This window comes from Paenibacillus sp. Soil522 (genome assembly GCF_001428245.1).
In the GTDB taxonomy this organism is placed as follows: domain Bacteria; phylum Bacillota; class Bacilli; order Paenibacillales; family Paenibacillaceae; genus Pristimantibacillus.
The window spans coordinates 59009-83840 of record NZ_LMRV01000066.1 but is presented as its reverse complement, the minus strand read 5'-3'; the positions used below and the strand labels follow the sequence as shown (position 1 = coordinate 83840).

Here is a 24832-nt window from a genome sequence, read left to right as displayed (position 1 = left end):
GAGTAAGACAAGAAAATGGTTCTGATCCTACAGGCAGCTGCCTTTGTTTAAAGCTTGTTCTATCGTCCGCTTGTCCCGAATAATCTGGGAATGAGCGTCATCGAACGCTCCTTCGAAACAGTCAAGCGAAGGGGGAACAAGTTATGAAGGTATCCAATGTAACGGTTAGGCGACGCTTATTTATCGTACTTATATTGGCTGGGGTTTCATTCCTCGCCTTATGTATCAGGCTTAGTTATGTGCAGCTTTGGCAGGGTGAGGAGCTGGCGGAAAAAGCGGAAAATTCTTGGCGGCGCGACATCCCGTATGTGGCAAAGCGAGGCGAGATTGTGGATCGTAACGGCATTCAGCTGGCTTACAACGTCAGTTCTCCTACTGTCTACGCGATTCCCGTGCAAATTCAAGATAAGCAGGCTGCAGCAGCTGCTCTTGCTCCGCTGCTCGACATGTCGCAGGAAACGCTGTACAACAAAATTAAAACAAAAAAAATGATCGTTAAGCTTGGACCCGGCGGCCGCAAAATTACGATCGATAAAGCCGAACAAATTCGTGCGCTCGGTCTTCAAGGGATCGTAGTAGCCGAAGATAATAAACGCTTTTATCCTTACGGCAGTCTTGCGGCGCATGTGCTTGGCTTTACCGGAATTGATAATCAGGGCCTAACAGGCATTGAAGCTAAATATAATACGGAGCTTAGCGGAATAGGAGGCAGCGTGTCCTTTCTTTCTGATGCAGCGGGAAGGCAAATGCCTAATTCCTCGGACACCTATGTTAAACCGAAGGACGGGCTTACGATGCAGCTCACAATCGATAAGCAAATACAGACGGTTATGGAGCGGGAGCTTGACCAAGCGATGACGAAGCTGCAGCCGGATGGTATAATCGCGATTGCGATGGATCCGAATAACGGAGAAATTCTTGGTATGGCGAGCCGTCCTACCTATGAGCCCGACAAGTATCGCGAGGTGCCCACAGAGGTTTATAACCGTAATCTTCCGATATGGATGACGTACGAGCCGGGTTCCACCTTTAAGATCATTACGCTTGCTGCCGCATTGGAGGAAAAGAAGGTTGATTTAAAAAACGAGCGTTTCTTTGATCCTGGCGCGATTGAGGTTGGAGGAGCTAGGCTTCGCTGCTGGAAGAAGGGCGGACACGGCAGCCAGACATTTTTGGAGGTTGTTGAAAATTCCTGCAACCCCGGCTTTGTCACGCTTGGTCAGCGGCTTGGCAAGGAAAAGCTGTTCGATTACATTAAAAACTTTGGTTTTGGGACGAAGACCGGCATCGATATTGGCGGCGAGGAGAACGGAATCCTGTTCAAGCTGAATCAGGTCGGTCCCGTTGAGCTTGCTACGACAGCCTTCGGTCAAGGGGTGTCGGTTACGCCTATTCAGCAAATTACGGCGGTGTCAGCCGCAATTAACGGCGGCACGCTTTACAAGCCCCATGTAGCGAAAGCATGGATTAATCCGGAATCCGGAGCGACGGTAGAAACAGTGGAATCGGTTGCCGTGCGGAAGGTCATTTCTGAGGAAACGTCGAAGCAGGTACGCGAAGCGCTCGAGAGCGTTGTTGCGAAAGGAACAGGACGTAATGCTTTCATTGACGGCTATCGCGTAGGCGGCAAGACGGGGACTGCGCAAAAGGTTATTAACGGAAGGTATTCACCTAATGAGCATATTGTTTCGTTTGTCGGCTTTGCTCCGGCGGATGATCCGCAAATCGTCATTTACGTAGCCGTGGACAATCCGCAGGGGATTCAGTTCGGAGGTGTCGTAGCGGCGCCTATCGTCCGTAATATGATGGAGGACGCCCTCTCGATTTTGGAAATTCCAGCTCGCGAGAAACAGATCGACCGGATTTATAAGTACGGAGAAACGCCAATCGTAACCGTACCGAATTTGGTAGGCAAAACGGTTTCGGATTTGTACGAGGATTTGAATATGAATTTCAACCTCACTACTGCCGGTTCGGGAAAAACGGTCATACGTCAAGCTCCGGCTGCCGGGACCCGTGTCGACCGAGGTTCGACGATTCGGATCTATTTAGGCGAAGAAGATAATATATCCCACTCACATTGACTATAATGGTAGTTAACGAGGGTGCTGCGGTCGGCATATCGAACCTCCGCCGGCGCTTAAGGGAGGAGTGGGGCAGATGCGTTTAAAAGATGTTGCGGAGCTGCTTATAACCGGGCGGCTCATAGGCGATGGGGAAACGGAATTGACCGGAATCGAAACCGATTCGCGAAGTATTAGCGAGGGTCAATTGTTTATCTGCTTGCGAGGACATACCGTAGATGGCCATTTGTTTGCGCCTCAAGCGGCCGCAGCCGGCGCTTCAGCACTTATTGTGGAACGAGAGCTTGATTTGCCGCTACCGCAAATTATTGTTAGGGATTGCCGTCTTGCTTTGGCTGTTTTTGCTAACCTTTTTTATGGCTACCCCAGCCATTCGTTAAAACTTATTGGAGTTACGGGGACGAATGGCAAAACAACAACGACTTATTTGATTGAGCATATTTTGAATGACCAACGTATGTCTACGGGTGTTATCGGCACAATTGAGCGGCGTTTTAACGGACAGTCATTCCCGATGACGAGCACAACCCCGCAATCGCTTCAGCTGCAGCGTTATCTCAGCGAGATGCGCGATGCAGGCTCGCAGTATTGTACGATCGAGGTATCCTCCCACGCGCTGGAGCAAGGACGGGTGATGGGCTGCCGCTTCCGGACGGCTGTGTTTACGAATTTAACGCAGGATCATTTGGATTACCATGAAACGATGGGCCGTTATGCTGCGGCAAAGGGATTGTTATTCTCAAGGCTCGGCAATGTTTATTCCGCCGAGGAGAGCGAGCGCTCCTATGCCGTTCTAAATGCGGATGACGCCATATCGGCTGAGTACGCCGAGCTGACGGCGGCGGAGGTCGTGACCTACGGCATCGATAAGGAGGCGGATGTCCGCGCCTCGAATATACGAATAACGGCACAGGGAACAACCTTTCATGTGAATACCTTCCGGGGAGAGGCGGACGTAACGCTGCAAATGGCAGGTAAGTTCAATGTTTATAACGCGCTTGCCGCTATTAGCGCTGTGTTAATCGAGGGAGTAGAGCTGGCGGCAATTGCTGCGAGTTTAAGGGCCATTCCTGGAGTCCCGGGGCGGGTCGAGGCCGTTCATGCCGGGCAAGCATTCGCTGTTATCGTCGACTATGCGCATACGCCCGATGGCTTGGAAAATGTGCTGCGGGCCGTCCGGCAGTTCGCCGGGAAACGGATTCTGTGCGTATTTGGCTGCGGTGGCGATCGCGACCGGTCGAAGCGGCCGCTTATGGGAAACATCGCTGTAAAGTACGCTGATTACGCGATCATTACTTCGGATAATCCTCGTACAGAGCCGCCGGAGTTCATTTTAAAGGATATCGAGGATGGACTAATAAAGAGTAATATCGATCCTTCATCATACGAATTACTTGCTGACCGAAAGTCGGCCATTCAAAAAGCGGTTGAAATGGCAAGCCCAGGCGATGTAGTATTGATTGCGGGGAAAGGTCATGAAACCTACCAGGATATTAACGGAGTCAAGTATCCATTTGACGATCGAAAAGTAGCGAAAGAAGCGATAAGGGGAATCATACATTGATTAGACGTACGATCAAGCAAATAGCCGAAATGAGCGGCGCAAAATGGAATGGAAGCAATACTGAGCTTATTATTACGGGCGTAACGACTGACTCGCGGCAAGCTGCAGCGGGCCAGTTGTTCGTTCCGCTCGTCGGCGAGCAGTTCGATGGGCATGCGTATTTGGAGCAGGCTGTACAGAATGGAGCGGTTGCCGCGCTTTGGCAGAAAGGGCGCGAGGTTCCGGAATCGCTTGACCATGTGCCGCTGCTTATCGTAGGCGATACTCTCGCAGCATTGCAGCGGCTTGCTGCCGCCTATCGCAGCGAGCTTGTCGTCCGCGTAGTCGGAATAACAGGCAGCAACGGCAAAACAACGACTAAGGACATGACTGCAGCTATTCTCGGAACCTCGTATAAGGTTCACAAAACAGAAGGCAACCTGAACAATCATATCGGCTTGCCGCTTACCGTGCTTCAGCTTGAGGAGGACACCGAGGTAGCCGTACTGGAGATGGGAATGAGCGGCTTCGGCGAAATCGAGCTGCTCACGAAGATAGCCCAGCCGGACGCTGCGATTATTACGAATGTCGGCGACGCGCATCTGCTGCAGCTCGGCTCCAGGTCAGGGATAGCAAAGGCGAAGCTGGAAATCGCACTCGGCTTAAGCGAGGATGGATTGCTTCTTTATAATGGCGACGAGCCGCTTCTCGATGCCGAGCTTAAGCGTTCCGTGCTCCCGGCGGGCATTGTGCGCCGAACCTTTGGATTAGCCGGGCATAACGAATGGTCCGCGGCCGATATTGTCATTGAATCGGAAGCCGCGACGTTTACAGCCATCTTTAACGGAACACCAAGCGGACTGGGGGCCGTACGCATTCCAGTTCCCGGACAGCATAATGTTAGCAATGCGCTTGCAGCCATTGCGATCGGCCGTTTCTTCGGCGTTCCGGCTGCAAAAATGATAGAAGGCTTAAGCAATCTGAAGCTTACAGGTATGCGTATTCAGCCGGTACGCGCTTTTAATGGCGCGATGCTGTTGAATGACGCTTATAACGCGAATCCTACAGCCGTACGCGCGGCAATTGATCTGGTAGAGCAACTGGATGGCTATACCCGCAAATGGATCGTGCTTGGCGATATGCTCGAGCTCGGCCCGGAGGAGGAGACGCTGCATTTCGAGGTCGGGGCTTATATTACGCCAAGCAAGGCGGATGCCGTCCTTACGTTCGGATCATTAGCGCAGCATATCGCACAGGGAGTGAGGTCGCGCTTCCCTAGTGCTGCCGCGAATGAGGTTGTTCACCATTTTGAAGAGAAAGAAAAGCTTGCACAGTGGCTGCGTAGTCAACTGCAGCCTACGGATATCGTGCTTATAAAAGGTTCTCGCGGCATGCGGATGGAACAGATTGTCCAAGCTTTGGAAGTGGGGTGAGGATATGGACATGATGGTCATCTTATTTTCGATAGGCGCTTCCTTCTTGCTAGCTGTTTTGCTCGGACCATTGTTCATTCCTCTGCTTCGCCGTTTGAAGTTCGGTCAGCAAATCCGCACAGAGGGTCCGCAAAGCCACCTGAAAAAAAGCGGTACCCCAACCATGGGCGGCATCATTATTATGTTCTCGCTTATGATCGCTTTCCTGAAGTTTTCGGATAAAACAGCGGAATTTTGGGTGCTGCTAACGGCATCGCTTGGTTTCGGACTAGTCGGTTTTTTGGATGATTACATTAAAATTGTTTTCAAAAGGTCGCTTGGCCTGACTGCCAGACAAAAGCTGTTCGGTCAGCTGCTGTTTTCCATAGTCGTGTGCGCGATGCTCTACAACATGCAACATAGTACTGAACTTACAGTGCCGGGTACAGGTTGGGGATTTGATCTAGGCTGGTTTTATTACCCTCTTGTCGTTATTATTATGTTCGCAGCGAGCAATTCGGTTAATTTTACCGATGGGCTGGACGGCCTGTTGGCAGGCACGAGCGCGATTGCGTTTGGCGCTTTCACCGTAGTTGCTCTGCAAACGTCGGCTCATGAGTCGGCCGTTTTCTCCGCTGCGATGGTCGGCGCTGTGCTGGGCTTTCTCGTATTTAACGCGCATCCTGCCAAGGTGTTCATGGGAGATATGGGCTCGCTCGGCATTGGAGGCGGGATTGCAGCAGTGGCCATTTTAACGAAGACGGAGCTGCTGCTTATTATCATTGGCGGTGTTTTTGTACTCGAAATGCTGTCGGTTATTTTACAGGTGGGCTCCTTTAAGCTTAGAGGCAAACGAATTTTCAAGATGAGTCCGATCCATCATCATTTCGAGCTGGTCGGCTGGTCCGAATGGAAGGTCGTTACCGTGTTTTGGCTTGTTGGATTAGTGTTTGCAGCAATTGGTCTGCTCTTTGTAATATAATTAAATTGATAGAAAAATAACGGAAAGCGGCTGCAGATTGATTTGGAGCCGCTTTATGTATCCATAGAAGGGACTGTCAGTAATGAATCATCCGGCATCTTATCAAGGCCGCCGAGTTGTCGTTTTGGGCTTGGCTAGAAGTGGGGTTAGCGTAGCGAAGGTGTTTCATCAATTAGGCGCGGAAGTCGTTGTAAACGATAAGAAGGATCGCGAATTATGCCCCGAAGCGGACGAACTGACTGCTTTGGGCATTTCTGTGCTATGCGGTTATCATCCAGACGATCTCTTAACAGAGGACACCGCGCTGCTTGTAAAAAATCCCGGCATACCTTACACAGCTCCACCCATTCAGCGGGCGGAGGAACTAGGCGTTGAAATCATTACAGAGGTAGAAGCAGCCTATTGGCTTTCTCCTGCCCCTATCATCGGCATAACAGGCTCAAACGGCAAGACGACGACGACGACCTGGATCGGCGAGATCTTAAGCTCAGCCGGCTTAAAGCCGATCGTTGCGGGAAATATCGGCCGTCCTCTCTGTGAAGCAGCCTTGGAGGCAGCGCCTGACCAATGGATCGTTGCCGAGCTCAGCAGCTTCCAGCTGAAAGGTACGAACGCTTTCCGGCCTCATATCGCCCTGCTTCTTAACATCGCGGAGACGCATCTGGATTATCATGGCGATATGGATGACTATGTCAATTCCAAAGCAAAGCTGTTTGACAACCAGACGGAGGAAGATGTTGCTGTCATCAATTGGGATGACCCGGAGTGCAGAGCGTTATCGGAGTTTTTGATCGCACAGCTGCTGCCATTTTCTCTTTATGAGCGATTGGAAGCAGGTATTTACATCGAACCGCCGTACGTGCGCGATACCGTTGATTCTCAGGAGCATGAAGCGGCGCTGAATAGACAAATTGTATTCCGCCAGACAGACGGCACGGAATTCGTGATTTTACCTGTCAATGAACTTGGTATTCCAGGCCGCCACAACGCTGCTAACGCGCTTGCTGCCATTGCGGCGTGTATAACTGCTGGAGCATCACTGGAGCAGCTCATAGAGCCTTTGCAGCAGTTTAGAGGGGTAGAACATCGGCTGGAGTTCGTTCGTGAGGTGAACGGAGTTAAATATTACAATGATTCCAAAGCGACTAACCCGGTTGCGACAACGATGTCTGTACGCTCGTTAACAGCGCCGATCGTACTCGTAGCGGGAGGACTCGACCGTGGATCCGATTATATGGAGCTGGTTCCATTATTCCGCGAGCGATTGAAGGGACTGGTCGCTTTGGGTGAAACGAGGGAGAAGCTGTCCCGAATTGCGGAGCTTGCAGGTTTAGCTAAGGTGGAAATCGTCGAACCTAATGAGGACGCCGAGTCCGTCCTGCAGCAAGCGGTTAAGCAAGCCGCAGCTATCGCAGAGCCAGGTGATATTGTACTGTTGTCGCCGGCATGTGCCAGCTGGGATATGTTTGCCTCATATGAGCAAAGAGGGCGCATTTTTAAAGATTCGGCGCATACCTTGTAAGTAGGGGGCATGTCCCTACTTTCCCATGCTAAGAGGTGTGTTAGATATGGCCAAAGCGCGTTCTGCCCCGGATATTTGGATGCTGACTGCAATTGGGCTCATTCTCTCTATCGGATTAATTATGGTTTACAGCGCCAGCGCAGTGCTTGCTTTTCATGAATTCGGCGATCGTTTTTATTTTGTGAAGCGTCAGGTTTTATTTGCCGGATTAGGTGTAGGTGCGTTACTATTTACAATGAACACGCACTATACCGTATGGAAAAAGTGGGCGCCGATGGCTTTGATGGTTTGCTTTGGGCTGCTTTTGCTCGTTTTGATTCCCGGTATCGGCGTCGTTCGCGGAGGCGCGCGCAGCTGGCTGGGCATTAGTTCTTTCGGTATTCAGCCATCGGAATTTATGAAGCTGGCGATGATATTATTTTTAGCGAAATGGCTTTCGGAGAAGCAGCAAATGATTACGCAGTTCACAAAGGGGCTTATGCCGCCGCTTGGACTGGTTGGACTAGCCTTTGGTCTTATTATGCTCCAGCCTGATCTTGGAACTGGAGCGGTTATGGTTGGAGCTTCCTTAATACTTATTTTCACGGCAGGCGCCAGAATGGCTCATTTGGGCGGATTGGCGCTTATCGGTGTTGCAGGCTTCGTCGGATTGATTATAGCGGCTCCATACCGTTTGAAGCGGATTACGAATTTCCTTGATCCGTGGGCGGATCCGCTTGGCGGAGGCTATCAAATTATTCAATCCTTGTATGCGATCGGGCCCGGTGGTCTAGTAGGGCTTGGTCTTGGCATGAGCCGTCAGAAGTTCAGCTATTTGCCTGAACCGCAGACTGATTTTATATTCTCGATATTATCGGAAGAGCTCGGCTTCATTGGCGGAGTCACTCTCATTTTATTATTTCTGGTCGTCGTCTGGCGTGGCGTACGTGCGGCCATTGCCGCTCCTGATACATTCGGAAGCTTGCTTGCAGTGGGCATCACAGGTATTGTCGGCGTACAGGTACTTATCAATATCGGCGTCGTCATCGGGATGATGCCGGTAACGGGTATTACTTTGCCGCTCGTCAGCTACGGAGGTTCATCCCTTACGCTTCTACTAACTGCTCTGGGGATTTTATTGAACATTTCCCGTTATTCGAGGTAAGGTATCATGCCTGACAAAAATTACAGGCGACAGCGGGGACGAGTCTGCTTTACATCCAATAGAACAAGCAGTCACGGCTGGATGAAGCTGAGGCTAATGCTTTATCTGAATAAAATGGCTGAGGTGCTGGAGGCTGCAACGATCGTTGTAAGCGGCAAAGCGCCTTCCTTTGCGAAACGACGGCGCCTCGCTTGCCGTCTATTCTTATTCTTCGCCTAAACATAACGCAAAACGGTCATTGAGCGGGCAGCTCGCTATGGGCCGCTGTCACACAAGAGCCTATAGAGGCATAAGATACACTAAATTCGTGACAGTCACCTGAAAGGAGCGGTTATTGCAGCAGAAGATCCCGGCGGCAATGCATCAGGGTTGAAGCCTTGGAGCGGCGAATCGTTTTTTATTCTCATTTAATCAGCTAGGAGGTTCAACTAATGGAAGCATTTAAAGCGGAATTGGAACAAGCCAATCTTGGTGAGGTTTTGTATAACGAACCGCTCTCAAACTATACGACGTGGAAAATCGGCGGTCCCGCTGATATATTAATCCTCCCTCGAAGCAAAGAAGAATTAGTATCAGCGGTTCGTTTGGTGCAAAAGCATCAAATGCCCTGGACTAATTTGGGCAGAGGCTCGAACATGCTGGTGAGCGATAAGGGGATTCGCGGCGTTGTGATTAAACCGCACAGAGGGTTAGATTACGTGCGTTTTGAAGGATCGCTAGTGATAGCAGGTGCTTCATATTCATTAATAAAGCTATCAGTCATGGCGGGCAAGGAAGGACTGACCGGGCTTGAGTTTGCGGGGGGAATCCCAGGCACGGTTGGCGGAGCCGTCTATATGAATGCTGGCGCGCATGGATCGGATGTGTCACGTATCTTTAAGTCAGCTGATATTGTACTGGAGACGGGGGAATTGGTTCGCTACGATCGAGAAGACATGCATTTTTCTTACCGTCATTCCATTCTGCATGAGCAAATGGGCGTAGTCGTTGAGGCAACGTTCGAGCTGGCAGAAGGGGATAAGAAGGAAATCCTCACCACGATGGCCTCTTATAAAGAGAGGAGATTGAGAACGCAGCCGTTGCAGCTTGCTTGCGCTGGCAGCGTATTCCGCAATCCGCCCAATGATTTCGCTGCTAGACTCATTCAAGAGGCAGGAATGAAGGGTGAACTCCTCGGAGGAGCGCAAGTATCCGAGCAGCACGCCAATTTTATCGTAAATACCGGGCAAGCAACAGCTGAAGACGTTCTCGCCCTCATGACTCATATACAAAGCACGGTACAGGACCGATTTGGCATCCTGTTGGTGCCGGAAGTATTGGTGGTGGGTGAGCGGTAATTCGGAGGTGATACATTGGACAAATTGGTGATTGAAGGTGGGAAACCTCTCTCAGGAACCATAGTTATCCAAGGAGCGAAAAATGCTGCTTTACCGATACTGGCTGCCAGCCTGCTGGCCGAAGGCACTACAACGATAGACCATGTGCCTGATTTGCTGGATATCGACGTCATGCTGAACATTTTGCGCGAACTAGGATGCCGCGCCGAGCATGCGGGAGGAACAGTCGTGCTGGACACTGAAACCGCACATACATCCCACGTGCCGGAATTGTTAATGAGACAGATGCGCTCTTCTATTTTTCTAATGGGACCTTTGCTCGCTAGGTTTGGTGAAACGCAGGTTTACCAGCCGGGAGGTTGTGCAATCGGGGAACGGAAGATTGATCTTCATCTAGAAGGCTTGCAGGCTCTTGGTGCAGAAATAGAAGAACTGGGTAACCGAATTATTTGCCGTGCAGAAAAATTGCGGGGCGCCGATATTCATTTAAGCTTCCCAAGCGTTGGAGCAACAGAAAACATTATGATGGCCGCTGCTTTGGCGGAAGGCCGGTCAACGATCAGCAATGCCGCACGTGAGCCGGAAATTCAAGATTTGCAACGTTTTCTAAATGCGATGGGCGCGAAAATTATGGGCGCTGGAACCGACACGATAACGATAGATGGGGTACAGTCGCTAACGCCTTGTCGTTACAAAGTTATTCCGGATCGCATAGTAGCAGGGACTATTATGGTAGCGGCAGCCGCGACGCGCGGTCAGGTGACGCTCCAAAATACACAGCCCGCGCACTTATCCTCCTTGATTCATGTTCTGCGTCGCGCAGGTGTTCAAATTGTTGTCGACGGTGATATAATTAAAGTTGGCAATGCTGCCAGACCGAAAGCGGTTGAAAGAATCGTAACCTCTCCGTACCCGGCGTTTCCGACCGATTTGCAGTCTCAGGTTATGGTTCTGCTTACGCTAGCAGATGGTGTAAGCGTATTGAAAGAAACGATTTTTGAAGGCAGATTGAAGCACGTGGATGAGTTGTCCCGTATGGGTGCCGACATTCGCGTGGATATGAATGCTGCGTTCATTCGCGGCGTGCCAAGGCTTTATGGCGCAACGGTGGAAGCGACAGACCTGCGAGCGGGTGCTGCCCTTGTCATTGCAGGTTTAGCAGCGCAAGGAAAGACGGTCGTTGAGCAAATTCATCACATCGATCGAGGCTATGAGAAAATCGAAACGATGTTGACGAGGCTCGGTGCTCGGATTTCGCGATATTCCCCGGTGCCTAATAACTAATACTATGCGCACGTGCTGCAAGATAGAAACAGCCGGTACCTTTCGATGCTAAGCGTAAGCTGATGCAGAGAGGCTAGCCGGATGTTTTTTGGGGAAAGAAGGGACAAGTTATGAGCGCGCAGATGCCTGTACTGAAGGAGCCAAGCCGAAAGCGGATGGGCAGTCGAAAGCTGCTGACCATTCTCATTCTATTGTTTGTTGCTCTTTTGGCGGTATTATTTTTTAATTCCTCAATAAGCAAGGTATCAGAAATACAAATTGAAGGTATGCGATTCGTTTCGCAGGAGGAAATTAGCAAGACAGCTGCGATCTTGGTTGGAGATGCATTCTTCCGTACTTCATCCTCTACTATAGAAGATAGAATTCTTACACTGCCGCAAATTAATGAAGTAAAGGTTACAAAGGTTTTTCCGGGCCTGTTGAAAATTTCAGTGGAGGAGTTTCCGGTTGTTGCATTCGAGCTTTCTAAACAAGGAGAAATGACAGCGCTCTTGTCAAATGGCACCACGGTGGAAGCCGATAGCGACGAATTGCAGCTTGTGGACAAGCCGGTCTTGTCCGGCTGGACTGATGATGACCCGGTAAAGGCACAGCTCACAAAGAAGCTGGGCGAAATTTCCACGCAGCAGCTTTCCGACCTTTCGGAGATTATACCTTTTCCTTCATCCGCTTATCCTGACAGAATCATTATGTATACACGTACGAAGTTTGAAGTCGTAACGGCCGTCTCGGTTCTTCCAGAAAAAATCGAAGCGCTGAATGCAGTAATTGAGACGCAAGAGCCAGGCAAAATTACGATGCTGCTCGCGGATACATATGTTCCATTTCAGAGTGAAAACCTAGAAAATATGGACTCCGAGCAAAAAGAGACTACTCAATAGCTTGAAAGAATGGTAGAATTTTATTTATCGCATTTATACTCAATGAAGCTGGATAACATTAGGAAATATAGGATGCCGCAAGGGGCGGGACTCGACAAAAAGCGAAAAAACAATGAAAAGTCTGTTGAAAAAAGAGGGAAAATATTAAAGGCGTTGAATATGTAGAAAGACCTTAAGCAACCGGTTTATTAATTTTTTTATTTGAAACGGAGGTGCCGCAAGATGAGCAGCAACGACATCATCGTGAGTTTGGACATCGGTACATCCAAAGTTCGTGCTATTATTGGTGAAGTGAATAATGGAGCCATTAATATTATTGGAGTTGGATCTGCCGACTCAGAGGGTATTCGCAAAGGTGCAATTGTAGATATTGACCAAACCGTGCAATCGATCCGTAACGCAGTAGAGCATGCGGAGCGCATGGTAGGCATTCAAATATCCGACGTTTACGTAGGCATTCAGGGCAATCATATTGCGTTGCAAACCAATCGTGGCGTCGTTGCAGTATCCAACGAGGACCGTGAAATCGGTGAAGAAGATATTGAACGGGTGTTGCAAGCAGCTAAAGTAGTCGCTCTTCCACCAGAGCGTGAAATTATTAATTTGGTGCCAAAGCAGTATTTAGTTGATGGGTTGGAAGGTATATCCGATCCGCGCGGTATGATTGGTGTGCGTCTTGAGGTTGAGGCGACAATCGTTACGGGGACAAAAACGGCTATACATAATCTTATGCGTTGTGTAGAGAAAGCAGGTCTTCGTATTTCCGGCGTCATTTTGTTATCGTTAGCGTCTGGCGTTGTGTCTTTGACTAAGGATGAGAAATCGATGGGTACTGTTCTAACGGACATTGGAGCAGGCTCCTGCACGATTGCGATTTATGATCAAGGCGGAATAGAGGCTATATCAACGATTCCAATCGGCGGCGAATATGTAACGAATGACATTGCATATGGTTTGCGTACCCAGAGTGATCAAGCGGAGAAAATTAAACTGAAATACGGATGCGCGAACGTATTGGACGCAGCGGAAGATGTGAAATTTAAAGTTACGCGAATGGGCAGCAATGTTGAGAAGGAATTTTCACAGGTTGATCTTGCAAGCATTATTGAGCCGCGTATGCAAGAAATTTTCCATCTGGTACGCCAAGAAGTACGTCGACTCGGTTATGGCGAGAAGGTTAACGGCTATGTTTTGACCGGCGGCTCCGTATCGATGCCAGGAACACTCGCTTTGGCCCAAACAGAGCTGGAAGCTTCCGTCAGAATTGCGCTGCCCGATTTTATTGGTGTAAGAGATCCGGCTTACAGCAGCGGTGTTGGTATGATCCAATATGTGTCGAAATATATGGGAGCTCGTGGATCTGGAGCAGTGAAGAAAACGGCAAGCCGCAAAGCAAGTCCAGCAGCTTCAACGAAACCCGGTATGTTCGAGCGGATCAAAAGTATGTTTAACGAATTTATTTGAAAATATAAGATAATATAAGTCTCACCTCAACGCGATGCTTATATTTTACCGCGAAACGTTGCTGTTACGTCTCATGGATGCAATCAGCAGTTTACGCTTGACTGGGGGAAAATGAAAGATGTTGGAATTCGACTTTGAGCTTGAACAGCTTGCTCAAATAAAAGTAATAGGTGTAGGCGGCGGCGGCAGTAATGCTGTTAACCGTATGATAGAGAACGGAGTCAAAGGCGTAGAGTTTATTACGGTGAACACCGATGCTCAAGCGCTTCATTTGGCCAAATCGGAGCATAAACTGCAAATCGGCGATAAGCTGACTCGCGGTCTTGGTGCGGGAGCAAATCCAGATGTCGGCAGCAAAGCGGCCGAGGAGTCTCGCGAAATTATTATGAACCAGCTTAAAGGCTCGGATATGGTTTTCGTTACGGCAGGTATGGGCGGCGGAACGGGAACAGGAGCAGCGCCAGTTATCGCTGAAATTGCAAGGGAATGCGGTGCCTTGACAGTTGGTGTTGTAACGCGCCCGTTTACCTTTGAAGGCCGTAAGCGTTCCGGACAAGCTGAGCTTGGCATCGAAGCGCTCAAAGAAAAGGTAGATACGCTAATCGTCATTCCAAATGACCGTTTGCTTGAGATTGTTGATAAGAAGACCCCGATGCTGGAAGCATTCCGCGAGGCGGATAATGTACTTCGCCAAGCGGTTCAAGGTATTTCTGATCTAATCGCGGTACCGGGTCTGATTAACCTTGACTTTGCGGACGTGAAGACGATTATGACCGAACGCGGATCCGCACTAATGGGTATCGGTATCGCTACAGGAGAGAACCGTGCCGCAGAAGCAGCGCGGAAAGCGATTATGAGCCCGCTGCTTGAAACGTCAATTGACGGTGCTAGAGGCGTTATCATGAACATTACAGGCGGAAGCAACCTATCGCTTTATGAAGTGAATGAAGCGGCTGAAATCGTCATTTCAGCTTCTGATCCGGATGTAAACATGATTTTTGGAGCTATCATCGATGAAGATCTGAAGGACGAAATTAAAGTAACCGTTATTGCGACGGGCTTCGAGCACAAATCAGCTGCAGCGCGCCGTATTACGCAACAACAGCCAGAATCGACTGATACGAGACAATTGGGTAGCACAAGCGCGGTTAAGCCTTTTGGTTCTAACAATACATCAAGCGATCAGCTTGAAATTCCAGCTTTCCTTCGTAATCGTCCGCGCGGCGACCGATAAATCTTTTACTAATCCCGCCTCACCAGTTAATTGGTGAGGTTTTTTGCTGATTGAGGAGCCGTAAGCACATATAGGTGCTTACAGCGAGAAAATAGTCTAAGTAAGCTGCTTGTAAGCATCAGTGTGTGCTTAAGACAGGAATCATCGTATGAGCAAGGCAGAAATGTCGTTATAAATACGCATAGGTGCTTACAGCGAGTAAATAGCCTGAGTAAGCTGCCTGTAAGCACCGTTGGGTGCTTAAAGATAGGGTCAGAGTATGAGAAGGCGAAAGAGTCGCTGTAAGCGCGCATAGGTGCTTATAGCGAGAAAATAGCCTGAGTAAGCTGCCTGTAAGCACCGCTGTATGCCTATAGAGTATGGTCAGAGTATGAGCAGGGCGTAAGAGTCGCTGTAAGCACGCATAGGTGCTTATAGCGAGAAAATAGTCTAAGTAAGCTGTTTGTAAGCACCAGTATGTGCTTACAGGCAGGAATCATCGTATGAGCAAGGTAGAAATGTCATTATAAACACGCATAGGTGCTTACAGCGAGAAAATAGCCTGAGAAAGCTGCGTGTAAGCAATAGGGTGTGCTTACATGCTAGATGCAGCATATAACCGTGTTCGAGCAGCCAGCAAACCTAACCGCTTACTAACGCGCTAGCTAACGTGAAGAATCCCAAGCAGCATGCAGCTTCTCACGATTTATTTTGTAGCATCTTATTCTTATCGTACCGTTGCCCGCTGGGAGCAGCATTTGTTTCGAAACCATACTGTGCAGCAGCTTTTGGGCTTCTCGTTTTTTAATTTTTAAAAGCCCGATAACATCGGATGGACGGATATGATGCTTTAGAAGAGACGCATGCTTTAATATTTCCAGCTGCAGAAATTCCTCCGCACTGGATTCCTTCTTTTTTCCATGTAAGCTTCTGCCCATAAATTGCTGGAGAAGCTGTTGGCACATGCGCGGCTTCTCTTTTAAATCGTCATAGGAAAAACGTAATATTTTCCAACCATCGAGCACGAGATGGTTTTGGCGCATTAAGGAATCAGAAAACTGCCAGCGAGTTACTTCGGAGGAATGAGTACGGAAGCCGTCAATTTCGATTGCGAGCCGCAAGCCAGCTTTTAAATAGGCAAAATCCAAAAATCGAATGCCATCACGGAAGTCGTCAACCTCATATTCCGGATACAAACCGTCCAGCTCATGAAAGGCCGGATACCAAACCTTCTCTAAAAACAGTTTTTCGGCATGTGCGTGTCCTTGCTCCAGCCTTCGTTTGCTCTCTCCCTTACGTTTCTTAAGATGCATCTCCAGCCAACTTTCGTAAGACGCTTGAAACGACAGATGAATCAACCTCCTCCAGAAAATAAAAAAACCGCATACTACGGGTACGATCCCGAGTAAGCGGTGTGCTTCACAGCTTTACTTATATATTTTGTATCATACTCTATTTCCAAATGATGGGCAAGGAGCAAACAACGGTACAGACATGACATGAAGTTCACAGCTTAAATAGCAGTTAAAGGCTTGGCGGTTTTTATACTCCTACTCGACAAAAAAAGATACCTCATGCCGTCATGAATAGACAGACTTTGAAATAGGATTTTAATATACTAGTCTCAATCGTTCCCCCCCGGGTGCCGGCTGCAGGCCCGTTTATCCGCCAGTCGCAGGAAGGTGACCGAAGTGGCTATTTATGTGGATGTTATGTTTTTGCGAGAGCTGCTCGTTGACGGTGCTATTCTATTAACTTCCGCATGGGCCCGTCATCTGAAACCACGTCCTTGGCGGGTGTTAGCGGCTTCTGCTGTCGGAGCATGTTATGTCGTTTTGATGCTTTTTCCACAATTATCTTTTTTATTCACGTTACTGGTAAAAATCGGAATGTCGCTCTTGATGGTGTGGATTGCTTTTGGCTTCGCGTCTATCCAACATTTTATAAGGAATGTCGCGGCGTTCTATGCGGTCAATTTTGTTGCTGCCGGTGCTGTGCTTGGGCTTTATTATTTATTTATGCAAGGGTCCGGAAAGGTTTGGAGGACGGTTACGTTCGTGAATGGCAGCATGCACGTGGAGCTAAAGATGGGACTGTTTTATTTAATTGCTGCGTTCTGTATCGGACTGTATATATACCGTACCGTATTGACGCAAAAACGAGAACGGGAGCTGGTGCAAACTCATTTGGCTGAGGTTAAAATTACAATTGGACAATGTATTCAAACCTGTATTGGCCTGATCGATACCGGTAACCAGCTTTATGATCCGTTAACACGGACGCCGGTTATGGTGATGGAAGCTGCTTTATGGAAAGATGATTTGCCCGAATCGTGGTTGAATAGCATACGGGATGCACAAGTAGATCGTCTTGTGGCGGGAATGGATGAAGAGCCTTTTATATGGCAAGACCGGCTCCGCCTTGTTCCATTCAGAGGTGTCAACCGAGGGTCACAGTTCATGCTAGCGATAAAGCCGGATGCCGTTGAGATAACTAGGGAGGGACAAGTTTTTGAAACGCGGAAGGTGCTTATCGGGCTTGACGGCGGAAAGCTTACGTCTGATGGGGCATATCGAGCTATTATCCATCCGTCTATGGTTCAACAGTAAAGAACGTATGCATATACAAACGAGGAGGGATGGGCCACATGCTCGTCAAGTATAAACTAATCCTTCAGTTATATTATTATCGTGTAATGTTTTTATTCGGATTAAAAAGCGAAGAGATTTATTATATCGGTGGCAGTGAAGCGCTTCCACCTCCTTTAACCCGCGAAGAGGAAGAATATTTGCTGGAAAAGCTTCCCACCGGAGATACAGCCATACGCGCGATGCTTATCGAACGCAATTTAAGGCTCGTCGTTTACATTGCCCGTAAGTTTGAAAATACCGGCATTCATATTGAAGATCTCGTATCGATTGGCGCGATTGGACTTATTAAGGCGGTCAACACGTTTGATCCTGAAAAGAAGATTAAGCTTGCGACCTATGCCTCGCGTTGTATCGAAAACGAAATATTGATGTATTTGCGCCGTAACAGCAAGACACGAACGGAAGTATCGTTCGACGAACCGCTAAACATCGATTGGGACGGAAATGAGCTTCTTTTATCTGACGTACTCGGAACCGAAAATGATACGATTTACCGTAATATTGAAGAACAGGTTGACCGAAAGCTGCTTCATAAAGCGCTTGATAAGCTGTCCGAACGTGAGCGTATAATTATGGAGCTTCGATTCGGGCTTGCGGACGGCGAAGAGAAAACGCAAAAGGATGTCGCTGACCTTCTCGGCATTTCGCAATCGTATATTTCACGGCTGGAGAAGCGGATTATAAAAAGGCTTCGCAAAGAATTTAACAAAATGGTGTAACGCCTTATCCTGCTTGCTGTTGTCGAACGATGTCGCAATAGGAATAAAAAGACCTCTCAAGGAGATAATGTACAGTAATGTTTCTCCTTGGGAGGTAATCACGTTGACCCGAAATAAAGTCGAGATCTGTGGAGTGGATACCGCGAAACTGCCTGTCCTAAATAATGTCGAAATGAGAGAATTGTTTACGGCATTGCAAACCCGCAACGAGTGGGCAGCAAGAGAGAAATTAGTAAACGGCAACTTACGGCTTGTGCTAAGCGTTATACAACGGTTTAACAATAGGGGAGAGTTTGTGGACGACCTGTTCCAGGTCGGCTGCATCGGACTTATGAAGGCGATAGATAATTTCGATCTTGGCCAAAATGTCAAATTTTCCACCTATGCCGTACCGATGATTATCGGAGAAATACGCCGTTACTTACGAGACAACAACCCGATACGCGTATCGCGCAGCTTGAGGGACATCGCCTATAAGGCGCTTCAAGTAAGGGATAGCTTGACGAACAAAAATTCACGGGAGCCGACGATTTTCGAAATATCGGAAGCGTTGAATGTTCCAAAGGAAGATGTTGTTTTTGCACTGGATGCGATTCAAGACCCGGTTTCTTTGTTTGAACCAATCTACCATGACGGCGGCGATCCGATCTATGTCATGGATCAAATTAGCGACGAGCGGAACAAGGACGTATCGTGGATCGAAGAAATAGCGCTTCGGGAAGCGATGCACAAGCTGAATGACCGGGAAAAAATGATTTTGTCCATGCGTTTCTTTGAAGGCAAAACACAAATGGAGGTAGCCGATGAAATCGGCATCTCACAGGCACAGGTGTCGCGTTTAGAAAAATCAGCCATACAACAAATGCAAAAGCATGTTAAAACATGAAAAACGGTGCCGCGAGGCACCGTTTTTATTATGCAATTACTTATGCGATTACCATCATCCAGGTGGTTAAGCCGCAGAGAACGAGGCAGAGAGGAGAATAAAAAATCGTATCCATACGTCCGAAAGGGGTATTCCGAATGATCTTGAAAAGACCGATCGCTCTAAATTCTCCGACCGCTCGCAATAGAAATATAACAGCAAGCGCCCAGCCTGTGAAGGCAGGCAGCCATGACGGCCCGATTGTCGGAATAATGTCGGCAAACATGAGAAGAAGGGCCGCAACACCCCAAAAAATGAGAATGACAGCAGCGATTTCAGGCCGCCGCGGTTTGAAAAAAGGCTGCTTCGTATTACTTCTTGTAGGTACAGCAATTGCGAGGCCGCCGCGTCCGCCAAGCAGCCAATAAACATGAATACAGCCAACGAGAAACAGCACCAAACCAACTATAGCTGCTAATACCACCTGCATCCTAAACCCCTCCGTTACGGTACATGATTTATTCTAATAAATGACATCAGCTGATCGGCCTGCTTCTCCGCCTCCTGGATCGAAAGCGCGCTATACTTGTTACGTTCATACCATCCCAAATAATAATTATAAATTAGCCCTGAGGCGCTGCGTGCGTCTTCAGCTATTAAGCCGCAATGCATCAGTAAGCCGCTCATATAGTCTAAACGTTGCTGCTCGATTTGAATTAAGAGCTCCGCATAGGTAGACTCGGCTGTCCCTAATTTACGCAGGTGATAAATAAAATCTTTACCTTCATTCGAACTGAACATGACGGAAAGCAATTGCCTTACCTTCTGTTTTGGCTCCGCAGCTTGATGCTGCTGAATGTGAGTGATGATCGAGACGGTTGTCTGTTCGTGCCAATAGTCAATGATGCGATTTACAAACAAGGAACGGTTTTTGAAATACCAGTAAAAGCTGGTTTTACTGCTTCCGAGCTGTTTGGCAAGCTGCTCGACGACTAGAGCATCGACTCCTCCTTCAGCAAATATTTGTAGACCGAGCTTGACCCAATCGAGCTCCGTTGCGACGATTTTTGGCATGATACCTCCTTGCAGCTCTTTTTGAAATTTGAATTTTATTGTACGTTACCGTACATAAATCATAGCATAGATGAACGGAGTTGGAAAGTATTGTACGCAAGCGTACATAAACATTTCACATTCCGATTTGTGCGGTTCGTTTTTTCGATAAGAAGGACATTTTGGGCGAATCGCTCATATAGTTATAGGAGAGACAAACGGACGATCACTCTACTTGAAAAGTGGTGAACGGAAATGAAAATATCTGATTTCCAGACGAAGGACGTTATTAACATCGTGGACGGCAAAAAGCTAGGTCAAATTACCGATCTAGAGCTTGATCTACGGCAGGGGCGCATTGATTCGATCGTGGTGCCGCAATTCACTAAATTTTTGGGGATGTTCGGTGGTGGCGGTACGGAGGTTGTTATTCCTTGGCGGAATATCGTGAAGATCGGAGCGGACGTTGTGCTTGTTAGATTGGATGATACAAAGCAGCTGAGGCCAGAGGAAGATGATTTGCACGCTCGCTCGTAACGCGGTAAACTGTGTCTATGCGTGCGAGACCGGTTTGCTCCGCAAACCTTTAAATAGAGGTGAATGCAAATGGAAGCTTTTGAATACTTACAATCAGCGAAGGGACCTTCGCTTTTTTTGTTATCCGAATGGAATGCCCGGCATGAGCGGTTGACGTCTGGGTTTACTGGACGGGACGGCGGCGTCAGCGCTGCCCCTTGGGCATCATTAAATATGGGACTGCATGTCGGCGATCTTGATGAATCGGTTATTGCGAACCGGCGATTATTGGCAGATGCAGTCGATTGGCCCTTTGAAGCATGGACCTGCGCCGAGCAGGTGCACGGGAACAGCGTGTATCAAGTTACGGAGACTGACAGAGGCAAGGGCAGAGCCTCACTTACAGATGTATTGAAGGACTGTGACGCGATTATGACAGATGTGCCTGGCGTGCTTTTAGCTTCCTTTTACGCCGATTGCGTACCGCTGTACTTCTACGATCCTGAGCATGACGCCATTGCGCTTGCGCATGCGGGTTGGAAGGGAACGGTTCAGCAAATTGCCGCAGAAACGATACAGGCTATGATAAACGCCTATGGATCGGAGCCTCAAGCGCTTCTCGCAGCGATAGGACCCTCCATCGGCGGCTGCTGCTATGAGGTTGACGGTCCGGTAATAAACCAAGTACAGCAGCTTTTGGCGGGGCTTGGTTTACAGGGTGAAGCGGCTGAACCGATGCTTAAGCTATCCGATAACGGCAAAGCGAACTTAGACTTGAAAGAAATAAACCGACAGATTATGATAAAAGCAGGAATTTTGCCGATCCGTATCGAATTAACAGAGTATTGCACAGGATGCAGGCGGGATCTGTTTTTTTCCCATCGCAAAGAAGGTGGCTTAACCGGCCGGATGGCCAGTTGGATCGGGATTCGGGAGAGGTGAAGCATGGCATCTACATTAGAGGAGCGAATACAGCTCGTAGAAGAGAGAATTAAGAACGCCTGCGAGCGTTCAGGACGCAGCAGGAATGAAATTCAAATCATCGCGGTTACTAAATATGTATCTTTGGACACGACCAAGGCTGTCTTCGAGAAGGGCTTGCGTCATCTTGGTGAAAACCGCTGGCAGGTCGCGCAGGCGAAATGGGAAGCGATAAGCGGGAGCATTGTTCAAGAAACAGACGAACAGCCTATCTGGCATTTCATCGGTTCGTTGCAAACGAATAAGGTGAAGGACGTCATCGGGAAATTTACATACATGCATTCGTTGGACAGGCTGTCGCTTGCCGAGGCAATTGATAAGCGGGCTTCTCAGCTTGGCATTGTTGTTCCTTGCTTCATTCAAGTTAACGTCTCTGGAGAAGATTCCAAGCAAGGCCTTGAACCGGAGCAGCTATTTCCATTTGTGGAGCAGCTTAAGCGGTTCACGTCGATAAAGCCAATCGGCTTAATGACAATGGCTCCGTATGAAGCGGAACCGGAGCAAACAAGAACGGTCTTTAGAGCTTTGCGCGAGCTGCGCGATGAATTGCAGCAGCGCCCTGCACATCCACACACCATCACCCATTTATCTATGGGCATGTCGAATGATTTTGACGTAGCGATCGAAGAAGGAGCGACATGGATTCGCCTTGGTACGATATTAGTAGGGAAAGAGGAGGAATAATGGATGAGTGTCATGAACCGCTTTATGAGCTTTCTTGGCTTGCAGGATGAAGAAGAAGTTGTGGAGAAGGAACGTGTAGTACATCAAGAAGAACAAGAAGCTGAAACCTCTCCCTTTGAGGCACGTAAAAACACAAAGAGCAATAATGTCGTCAGCATTCACTCGCACTCGCAGAAAAATGTCCGTGTTGTGCTTAGTGAGCCACGTTCTTATGATGAAGCGCAAGAAATTGCCGACCATTTGCGTTCGCGCCGCGCCGTCATCGTTAATTTGCAACGCGTCCGCAACGATCTTGCAGTTCGTATTGTTGATTTCCTAAGCGGTACAGTGTACGCTTTAAATGGGAGCATCTCTAAGCTTGGTCCAAATATTTTTCTTTGTACGCCGGATTCAGTTGAAATTCAAGGCGCTATAACGGAAATGCTGGCGGAGGAGAACGACTACAACAAAATGAGGTGACCTTGGGTTAATGGATGAAATTTATGGCATTGTGATGCTGGTCCAAAAGATTTACACATTCATGATTATTGGTTATGTACTGCTATCTTGGCTGCCCAATGCTCGTGAAAGCTTTATTGGCGTCTTTCTTGGGAAGCTGGTAGAGCCATACTTAGGGATTTTCAGAAAATTTATTCCGCCAATCGGAGGCATGCTTGACCTATCTCCGATACTTGCTGTATTCGCGCTGCAATTTGTAGCATACGGCTTGATTGCGGTTATCGGATTTTTTATTAATTAAAGGAATGAGATCGTATGAAACAAGGTATATATGATCATTTCCACCCTGATGAGAAAGCTTTCGTAGATCGGGCGGAGGAATGGATAGAGCGGTCCGCACAGCAGCATGAGCTGAAGCGGACCGATTTTTTAGACCCTAGACAAGCACAAATTTTGACGATTTTAGCCAATCGGAATCCAGACGTTAACGTTCACTTGGAAGGCGGATATGAACAGGCTGAACGGAAGCGGGCCATTATTGGTCCGGATTACCGCAGCTTGGACGACGAGCCGGTTGGTATTTCAGTGCTTGCGGTAAGTGGACCTGGACAAGCTCAGCTCGAGCTTGATCATGGTGATTTTTTGGGCGCTTTGCTCGGACTAGGAATTAAGCGCGACCGAATTGGTGACATACATGTACATGAACATTTTTGCCATATTATCGTTATGGATGAAATTGCCGATTATTTAAATATACATTTGAGACAGGTTCATCGAATTAATGTTCTTACGGACGTTATTCCTCTATCTGAACTGCAGACCGTCGTGCCGAAGCTTGAGGAAATGAACTTGTCGGTCGCTTCCATGCGCCTCGACGGGATTGCAAGCGATGCCTATCGGATTAGCAGAACCAAAATCGTTGACCCGATTCGAGCTGGAAGGTGCAGAGTGAACTGGAAATCGGAGGAGGATCCTTCCGAGCAGCTCCGGGAGGGTGATGTTGTCTCCATCAAGGGTCTTGGCCGTTTTAAAGTGCTAGAGGTCGATGGTATGACAAAAAAAGGCAGAATCCGCGTCAAGATTGGCAAATTTATTTAAACGATTGCAGGAATTTACCTGCGGTTGTCGAAAGTGTTCACATCAAATAATGTAATCCGGTTGCCAGAGCCACAAATACGATGAGGAGGTGCGCCAATGCCGTTATCGCCATTGGACATACATAACAAAGAGTTTGGCCGGAGATTACGTGGCTATGATGAGGATGAAGTCAACGAATTTCTTGATCAGGTCATCAAAGACTATGAATCGCTCATTCGTGAAAATAAAGAGCTGCAAAATCAGATTCTTGGCTTACAGGAAAGATTGAATCATTTTACTAATATCGAAGAAACGCTTAGCAAAACGATTATTGTAGCGCAGGAAGCTGCGGACGAGGTAAGAAGCAATGCGAAGAAGGAAGCTCAGCTGATCATTAAGGAATCGGAGAAAAACGCCGATCGCATCATTAATGATTCGCTCGCAAAATCTCGCAAGGTTTCTCTTGAGGTCGAAGAGCTTAAGAAGCAAGCTTCAGTCTACCGTGCCCGTTTCCGTACGCTTGTAGAAGCTCAGCTTGAGCTGCTCACCGTCGATGGCTGGGATACGCTGGAGCCGAAGGTAAGACAATCCGAGCATGAATTGACGCGCGGCTAGTCTTTTGATAAATAGGCGCATTGACATTTGACATTTAGCCTGTTATTACGCTATAACTAATAGTAATTAATTGATGATCTAAACTTCGTTGATGAGAACGAGTACGTTCTAGGTTCATTCCTCAGAGAGCCGGCGGCAGCTGAAAGCCCGGTGAGTGAGCCATTGCGGAATATCCTCTCTGAGAAGCGGCGCCGAACCTGCGAGAGCGGCAATAAGTGCTGACGGCTGTCCCCCGTTACAGGGAACGCGAACGATCGTTCGCGACTAAGGTGCCGCATGAAGCGCAGTTCAATCGAGCTGATGGCTTTCATCCACATGTTTCTGGATGGTTTAGAAGCATATGCGGAACAAGGGTGGTAACGCGACT

Annotated in this window: 25 protein-coding genes and 1 other annotated feature (1 of these 26 only partly in view); of the genes, 22 read left to right on the top strand and 3 right to left on the bottom strand. The window is 48.3% G+C overall.

The window, feature by feature from the left end:
• The first annotated feature begins 143 nt into the window (after window positions 1-143).
• From ASG81_RS21480 to ftsZ, 12 genes are all read left to right on the top strand, one after another.
• On the top strand, window positions 144-2084 hold the full coding sequence (locus ASG81_RS21480; protein WP_056639031.1) for a stage V sporulation protein D: 1941 nt from the start codon (window positions 144-146) through the stop codon (window positions 2082-2084).
• Between the two features lie 76 nt (window positions 2085-2160).
• Window positions 2161-3648 carry a UDP-N-acetylmuramoyl-L-alanyl-D-glutamate--2,6-diaminopimelate ligase gene (locus tag ASG81_RS21475; RefSeq protein ID WP_056639028.1) on the top strand — a complete coding sequence of 496 codons (1488 nt, stop codon included), beginning with the start codon at window positions 2161-2163 and terminating at the stop codon, window positions 3646-3648.
• Entirely contained in the window at window positions 3648-5060 is a 1413-nt protein-coding gene (locus ASG81_RS21470) for a UDP-N-acetylmuramoyl-tripeptide--D-alanyl-D-alanine ligase (RefSeq protein ID WP_200961581.1), read from the top strand. The genes ASG81_RS21475 and ASG81_RS21470 overlap by 1 nt, the downstream gene beginning before the upstream one ends.
• 4 nt (window positions 5061-5064) lie before the next feature.
• Window positions 5065-6021, top strand: coding sequence for a phospho-N-acetylmuramoyl-pentapeptide-transferase (gene mraY / locus ASG81_RS21465; RefSeq protein WP_056639016.1), 957 nt, complete (start codon window positions 5065-5067; stop codon window positions 6019-6021).
• Between the two features lie 82 nt (window positions 6022-6103).
• Window positions 6104-7543, top strand: a complete 1440-nt coding sequence (gene murD / locus ASG81_RS21460; protein ID WP_056639013.1) for a UDP-N-acetylmuramoyl-L-alanine--D-glutamate ligase — start codon at window positions 6104-6106, stop codon at window positions 7541-7543.
• Between the two features lie 46 nt (window positions 7544-7589).
• The gene (gene spoVE / locus ASG81_RS21455; RefSeq protein WP_056639010.1) at window positions 7590-8687 is read left to right on the top strand and encodes a stage V sporulation protein E; all 1098 of its coding nucleotides are present in this window, start codon (window positions 7590-7592) and stop codon (window positions 8685-8687) included.
• 81 nt (window positions 8688-8768) lie between these two features.
• Window positions 8769-8906 (top strand): hypothetical protein, encoded by a 138-nt coding sequence (locus tag ASG81_RS31195; RefSeq protein WP_155971756.1) that lies wholly within the window; start codon window positions 8769-8771, stop codon window positions 8904-8906.
• A 212-nt stretch (window positions 8907-9118) separates the two neighbouring features.
• Window positions 9119-10024: a UDP-N-acetylmuramate dehydrogenase gene (gene murB / locus ASG81_RS21450; RefSeq protein WP_056639007.1), complete on the top strand. Its 906-nt coding sequence runs from the start codon at window positions 9119-9121 to the stop codon at window positions 10022-10024.
• A 15-nt stretch (window positions 10025-10039) separates the two neighbouring features.
• Window positions 10040-11308 (top strand): UDP-N-acetylglucosamine 1-carboxyvinyltransferase, encoded by a 1269-nt coding sequence (gene murA, locus ASG81_RS21445; protein WP_056639004.1) that lies wholly within the window; start codon window positions 10040-10042, stop codon window positions 11306-11308.
• 110 nt (window positions 11309-11418) lie between these two features.
• On the top strand, window positions 11419-12189 hold the full coding sequence (locus ASG81_RS21440; RefSeq protein WP_056639002.1) for a cell division protein FtsQ/DivIB: 771 nt from the start codon (window positions 11419-11421) through the stop codon (window positions 12187-12189).
• A 222-nt stretch (window positions 12190-12411) separates the two neighbouring features.
• Window positions 12412-13653 (top strand): cell division protein FtsA, encoded by a 1242-nt coding sequence (gene ftsA / locus ASG81_RS21435; protein ID WP_056638999.1) that lies wholly within the window; start codon window positions 12412-12414, stop codon window positions 13651-13653.
• A 118-nt stretch (window positions 13654-13771) separates the two neighbouring features.
• Complete coding sequence (gene ftsZ, locus ASG81_RS21430) at window positions 13772-14887, top strand: cell division protein FtsZ (RefSeq protein ID WP_056638996.1); 1116 nt, start codon at window positions 13772-13774, stop codon at window positions 14885-14887.
• 644 nt (window positions 14888-15531) lie between these two features.
• Here the strand turns inward: ftsZ and ASG81_RS21425 are convergent.
• Window positions 15532-16224: an endonuclease domain-containing protein gene (locus ASG81_RS21425; RefSeq protein WP_235548965.1), complete on the bottom strand. Its 693-nt coding sequence runs from the start codon at window positions 16222-16224 to the stop codon at window positions 15532-15534.
• Between the two features lie 333 nt (window positions 16225-16557).
• Between ASG81_RS21425 and spoIIGA the strand changes: the two genes are divergently transcribed.
• The 3 genes from spoIIGA (at window position 16558) to sigG (ending at window position 19122) form a co-directional block, all read left to right on the top strand.
• Window positions 16558-17475, top strand: coding sequence for a sigma-E processing peptidase SpoIIGA (gene spoIIGA, locus ASG81_RS21420; RefSeq protein WP_056638994.1), 918 nt, complete (start codon window positions 16558-16560; stop codon window positions 17473-17475).
• A 38-nt stretch (window positions 17476-17513) separates the two neighbouring features.
• Entirely contained in the window at window positions 17514-18236 is a 723-nt protein-coding gene (gene sigE, locus ASG81_RS21415; RefSeq protein ID WP_054027973.1) for an RNA polymerase sporulation sigma factor SigE, read from the top strand.
• Between the two features lie 103 nt (window positions 18237-18339).
• Window positions 18340-19122 carry an RNA polymerase sporulation sigma factor SigG gene (gene sigG, locus ASG81_RS21410; RefSeq protein ID WP_056638991.1) on the top strand — a complete coding sequence of 261 codons (783 nt, stop codon included), beginning with the start codon at window positions 18340-18342 and terminating at the stop codon, window positions 19120-19122.
• A 40-nt stretch (window positions 19123-19162) separates the two neighbouring features.
• Here the strand turns inward: sigG and ASG81_RS21405 are convergent, their stop codons facing one another.
• Window positions 19163-19591 carry a DUF3995 domain-containing protein gene (locus tag ASG81_RS21405; protein ID WP_056638989.1) on the bottom strand — a complete coding sequence of 143 codons (429 nt, stop codon included), beginning with the start codon at window positions 19589-19591 and terminating at the stop codon, window positions 19163-19165.
• A gap of 14 nt (window positions 19592-19605) precedes the next feature.
• A complete protein-coding gene (locus ASG81_RS21400; protein WP_056638985.1) occupies window positions 19606-20175 on the bottom strand; it encodes a TetR/AcrR family transcriptional regulator in 570 nt (189 codons plus the stop codon).
• 234 nt (window positions 20176-20409) lie between these two features.
• Between ASG81_RS21400 and ASG81_RS21395 the strand changes: the two genes are divergently transcribed.
• The 7 genes from ASG81_RS21395 (at window position 20410) to ASG81_RS21365 (ending at window position 24465) form a co-directional block, all read left to right on the top strand.
• The gene (locus ASG81_RS21395; RefSeq protein ID WP_056638982.1) at window positions 20410-20691 is read left to right on the top strand and encodes a YlmC/YmxH family sporulation protein; all 282 of its coding nucleotides are present in this window, start codon (window positions 20410-20412) and stop codon (window positions 20689-20691) included.
• A gap of 69 nt (window positions 20692-20760) precedes the next feature.
• A complete protein-coding gene (gene pgeF, locus ASG81_RS21390) occupies window positions 20761-21612 on the top strand; it encodes a peptidoglycan editing factor PgeF (protein WP_081417487.1) in 852 nt (283 codons plus the stop codon).
• 3 nt (window positions 21613-21615) lie between these two features.
• Window positions 21616-22335 carry a YggS family pyridoxal phosphate-dependent enzyme gene (locus ASG81_RS21385; RefSeq protein ID WP_056638978.1) on the top strand — a complete coding sequence of 240 codons (720 nt, stop codon included), beginning with the start codon at window positions 21616-21618 and terminating at the stop codon, window positions 22333-22335.
• 3 nt (window positions 22336-22338) lie between these two features.
• Window positions 22339-22794: a cell division protein SepF gene (locus ASG81_RS21380; RefSeq protein ID WP_056638976.1), complete on the top strand. Its 456-nt coding sequence runs from the start codon at window positions 22339-22341 to the stop codon at window positions 22792-22794.
• Window positions 22795-22804: 10 nt separating this feature from the next.
• Complete coding sequence (locus tag ASG81_RS21375) at window positions 22805-23074, top strand: YggT family protein (RefSeq protein ID WP_056638973.1); 270 nt, start codon at window positions 22805-22807, stop codon at window positions 23072-23074.
• Window positions 23075-23088: 14 nt separating this feature from the next.
• Window positions 23089-23871, top strand: a complete 783-nt coding sequence (locus tag ASG81_RS21370; protein WP_056638970.1) for a YlmH family RNA-binding protein — start codon at window positions 23089-23091, stop codon at window positions 23869-23871.
• A gap of 96 nt (window positions 23872-23967) precedes the next feature.
• A complete protein-coding gene (locus tag ASG81_RS21365) occupies window positions 23968-24465 on the top strand; it encodes a DivIVA domain-containing protein (protein ID WP_056638967.1) in 498 nt (165 codons plus the stop codon).
• A gap of 79 nt (window positions 24466-24544) precedes the next feature.
• Window positions 24545-24832 (top strand) — a binding site (T-box leader) (it continues 16 nt past the right edge of the window).

Bases quoted from the DNA above. Each gene is read 5' to 3' on its own strand.
- ASG81_RS21365 (WP_056638967.1), top strand. From the start codon at position 23,968: ATGCCGTTATCGCCATTGGACATACATAACAAAGAGTTTGGCCGGAGA.
- mraY (WP_056639016.1), top strand. From the start codon at position 5,065: ATGGACATGATGGTCATCTTATTTTCGATAGGCGCTTCCTTCTTGCTA.
- ASG81_RS21370 (WP_056638970.1), top strand. From the start codon at position 23,089: ATGAAACAAGGTATATATGATCATTTCCACCCTGATGAGAAAGCTTTC.
- ASG81_RS31195 (WP_155971756.1), top strand. From the start codon at position 8,769: ATGAAGCTGAGGCTAATGCTTTATCTGAATAAAATGGCTGAGGTGCTG.
- ASG81_RS21475 (WP_056639028.1), top strand. From the start codon at position 2,161: ATGCGTTTAAAAGATGTTGCGGAGCTGCTTATAACCGGGCGGCTCATA.
- ASG81_RS21440 (WP_056639002.1), top strand. From the start codon at position 11,419: ATGAGCGCGCAGATGCCTGTACTGAAGGAGCCAAGCCGAAAGCGGATG.
- ftsA (WP_056638999.1), top strand. From the start codon at position 12,412: ATGAGCAGCAACGACATCATCGTGAGTTTGGACATCGGTACATCCAAA.
- ASG81_RS21380 (WP_056638976.1), top strand. From the start codon at position 22,339: ATGAGTGTCATGAACCGCTTTATGAGCTTTCTTGGCTTGCAGGATGAA.
- murB (WP_056639007.1), top strand. From the start codon at position 9,119: ATGGAAGCATTTAAAGCGGAATTGGAACAAGCCAATCTTGGTGAGGTT.
- ASG81_RS21395 (WP_056638982.1), top strand. From the start codon at position 20,410: ATGAAAATATCTGATTTCCAGACGAAGGACGTTATTAACATCGTGGAC.
- ASG81_RS21480 (WP_056639031.1), top strand. From the start codon at position 144: ATGAAGGTATCCAATGTAACGGTTAGGCGACGCTTATTTATCGTACTT.
- ASG81_RS21405 (WP_056638989.1), bottom strand. From the start codon at position 19,591: ATGCAGGTGGTATTAGCAGCTATAGTTGGTTTGGTGCTGTTTCTCGTT.
- sigE (WP_054027973.1), top strand. From the start codon at position 17,514: ATGCTCGTCAAGTATAAACTAATCCTTCAGTTATATTATTATCGTGTA.
- pgeF (WP_081417487.1), top strand. From the start codon at position 20,761: ATGGAAGCTTTTGAATACTTACAATCAGCGAAGGGACCTTCGCTTTTT.
- spoVE (WP_056639010.1), top strand. From the start codon at position 7,590: ATGGCCAAAGCGCGTTCTGCCCCGGATATTTGGATGCTGACTGCAATT.
- murD (WP_056639013.1), top strand. From the start codon at position 6,104: ATGAATCATCCGGCATCTTATCAAGGCCGCCGAGTTGTCGTTTTGGGC.
- ASG81_RS21375 (WP_056638973.1), top strand. From the start codon at position 22,805: ATGGATGAAATTTATGGCATTGTGATGCTGGTCCAAAAGATTTACACA.
- ASG81_RS21385 (WP_056638978.1), top strand. From the start codon at position 21,616: ATGGCATCTACATTAGAGGAGCGAATACAGCTCGTAGAAGAGAGAATT.
- ftsZ (WP_056638996.1), top strand. From the start codon at position 13,772: ATGTTGGAATTCGACTTTGAGCTTGAACAGCTTGCTCAAATAAAAGTA.
- ASG81_RS21400 (WP_056638985.1), bottom strand. From the start codon at position 20,175: ATGCCAAAAATCGTCGCAACGGAGCTCGATTGGGTCAAGCTCGGTCTA.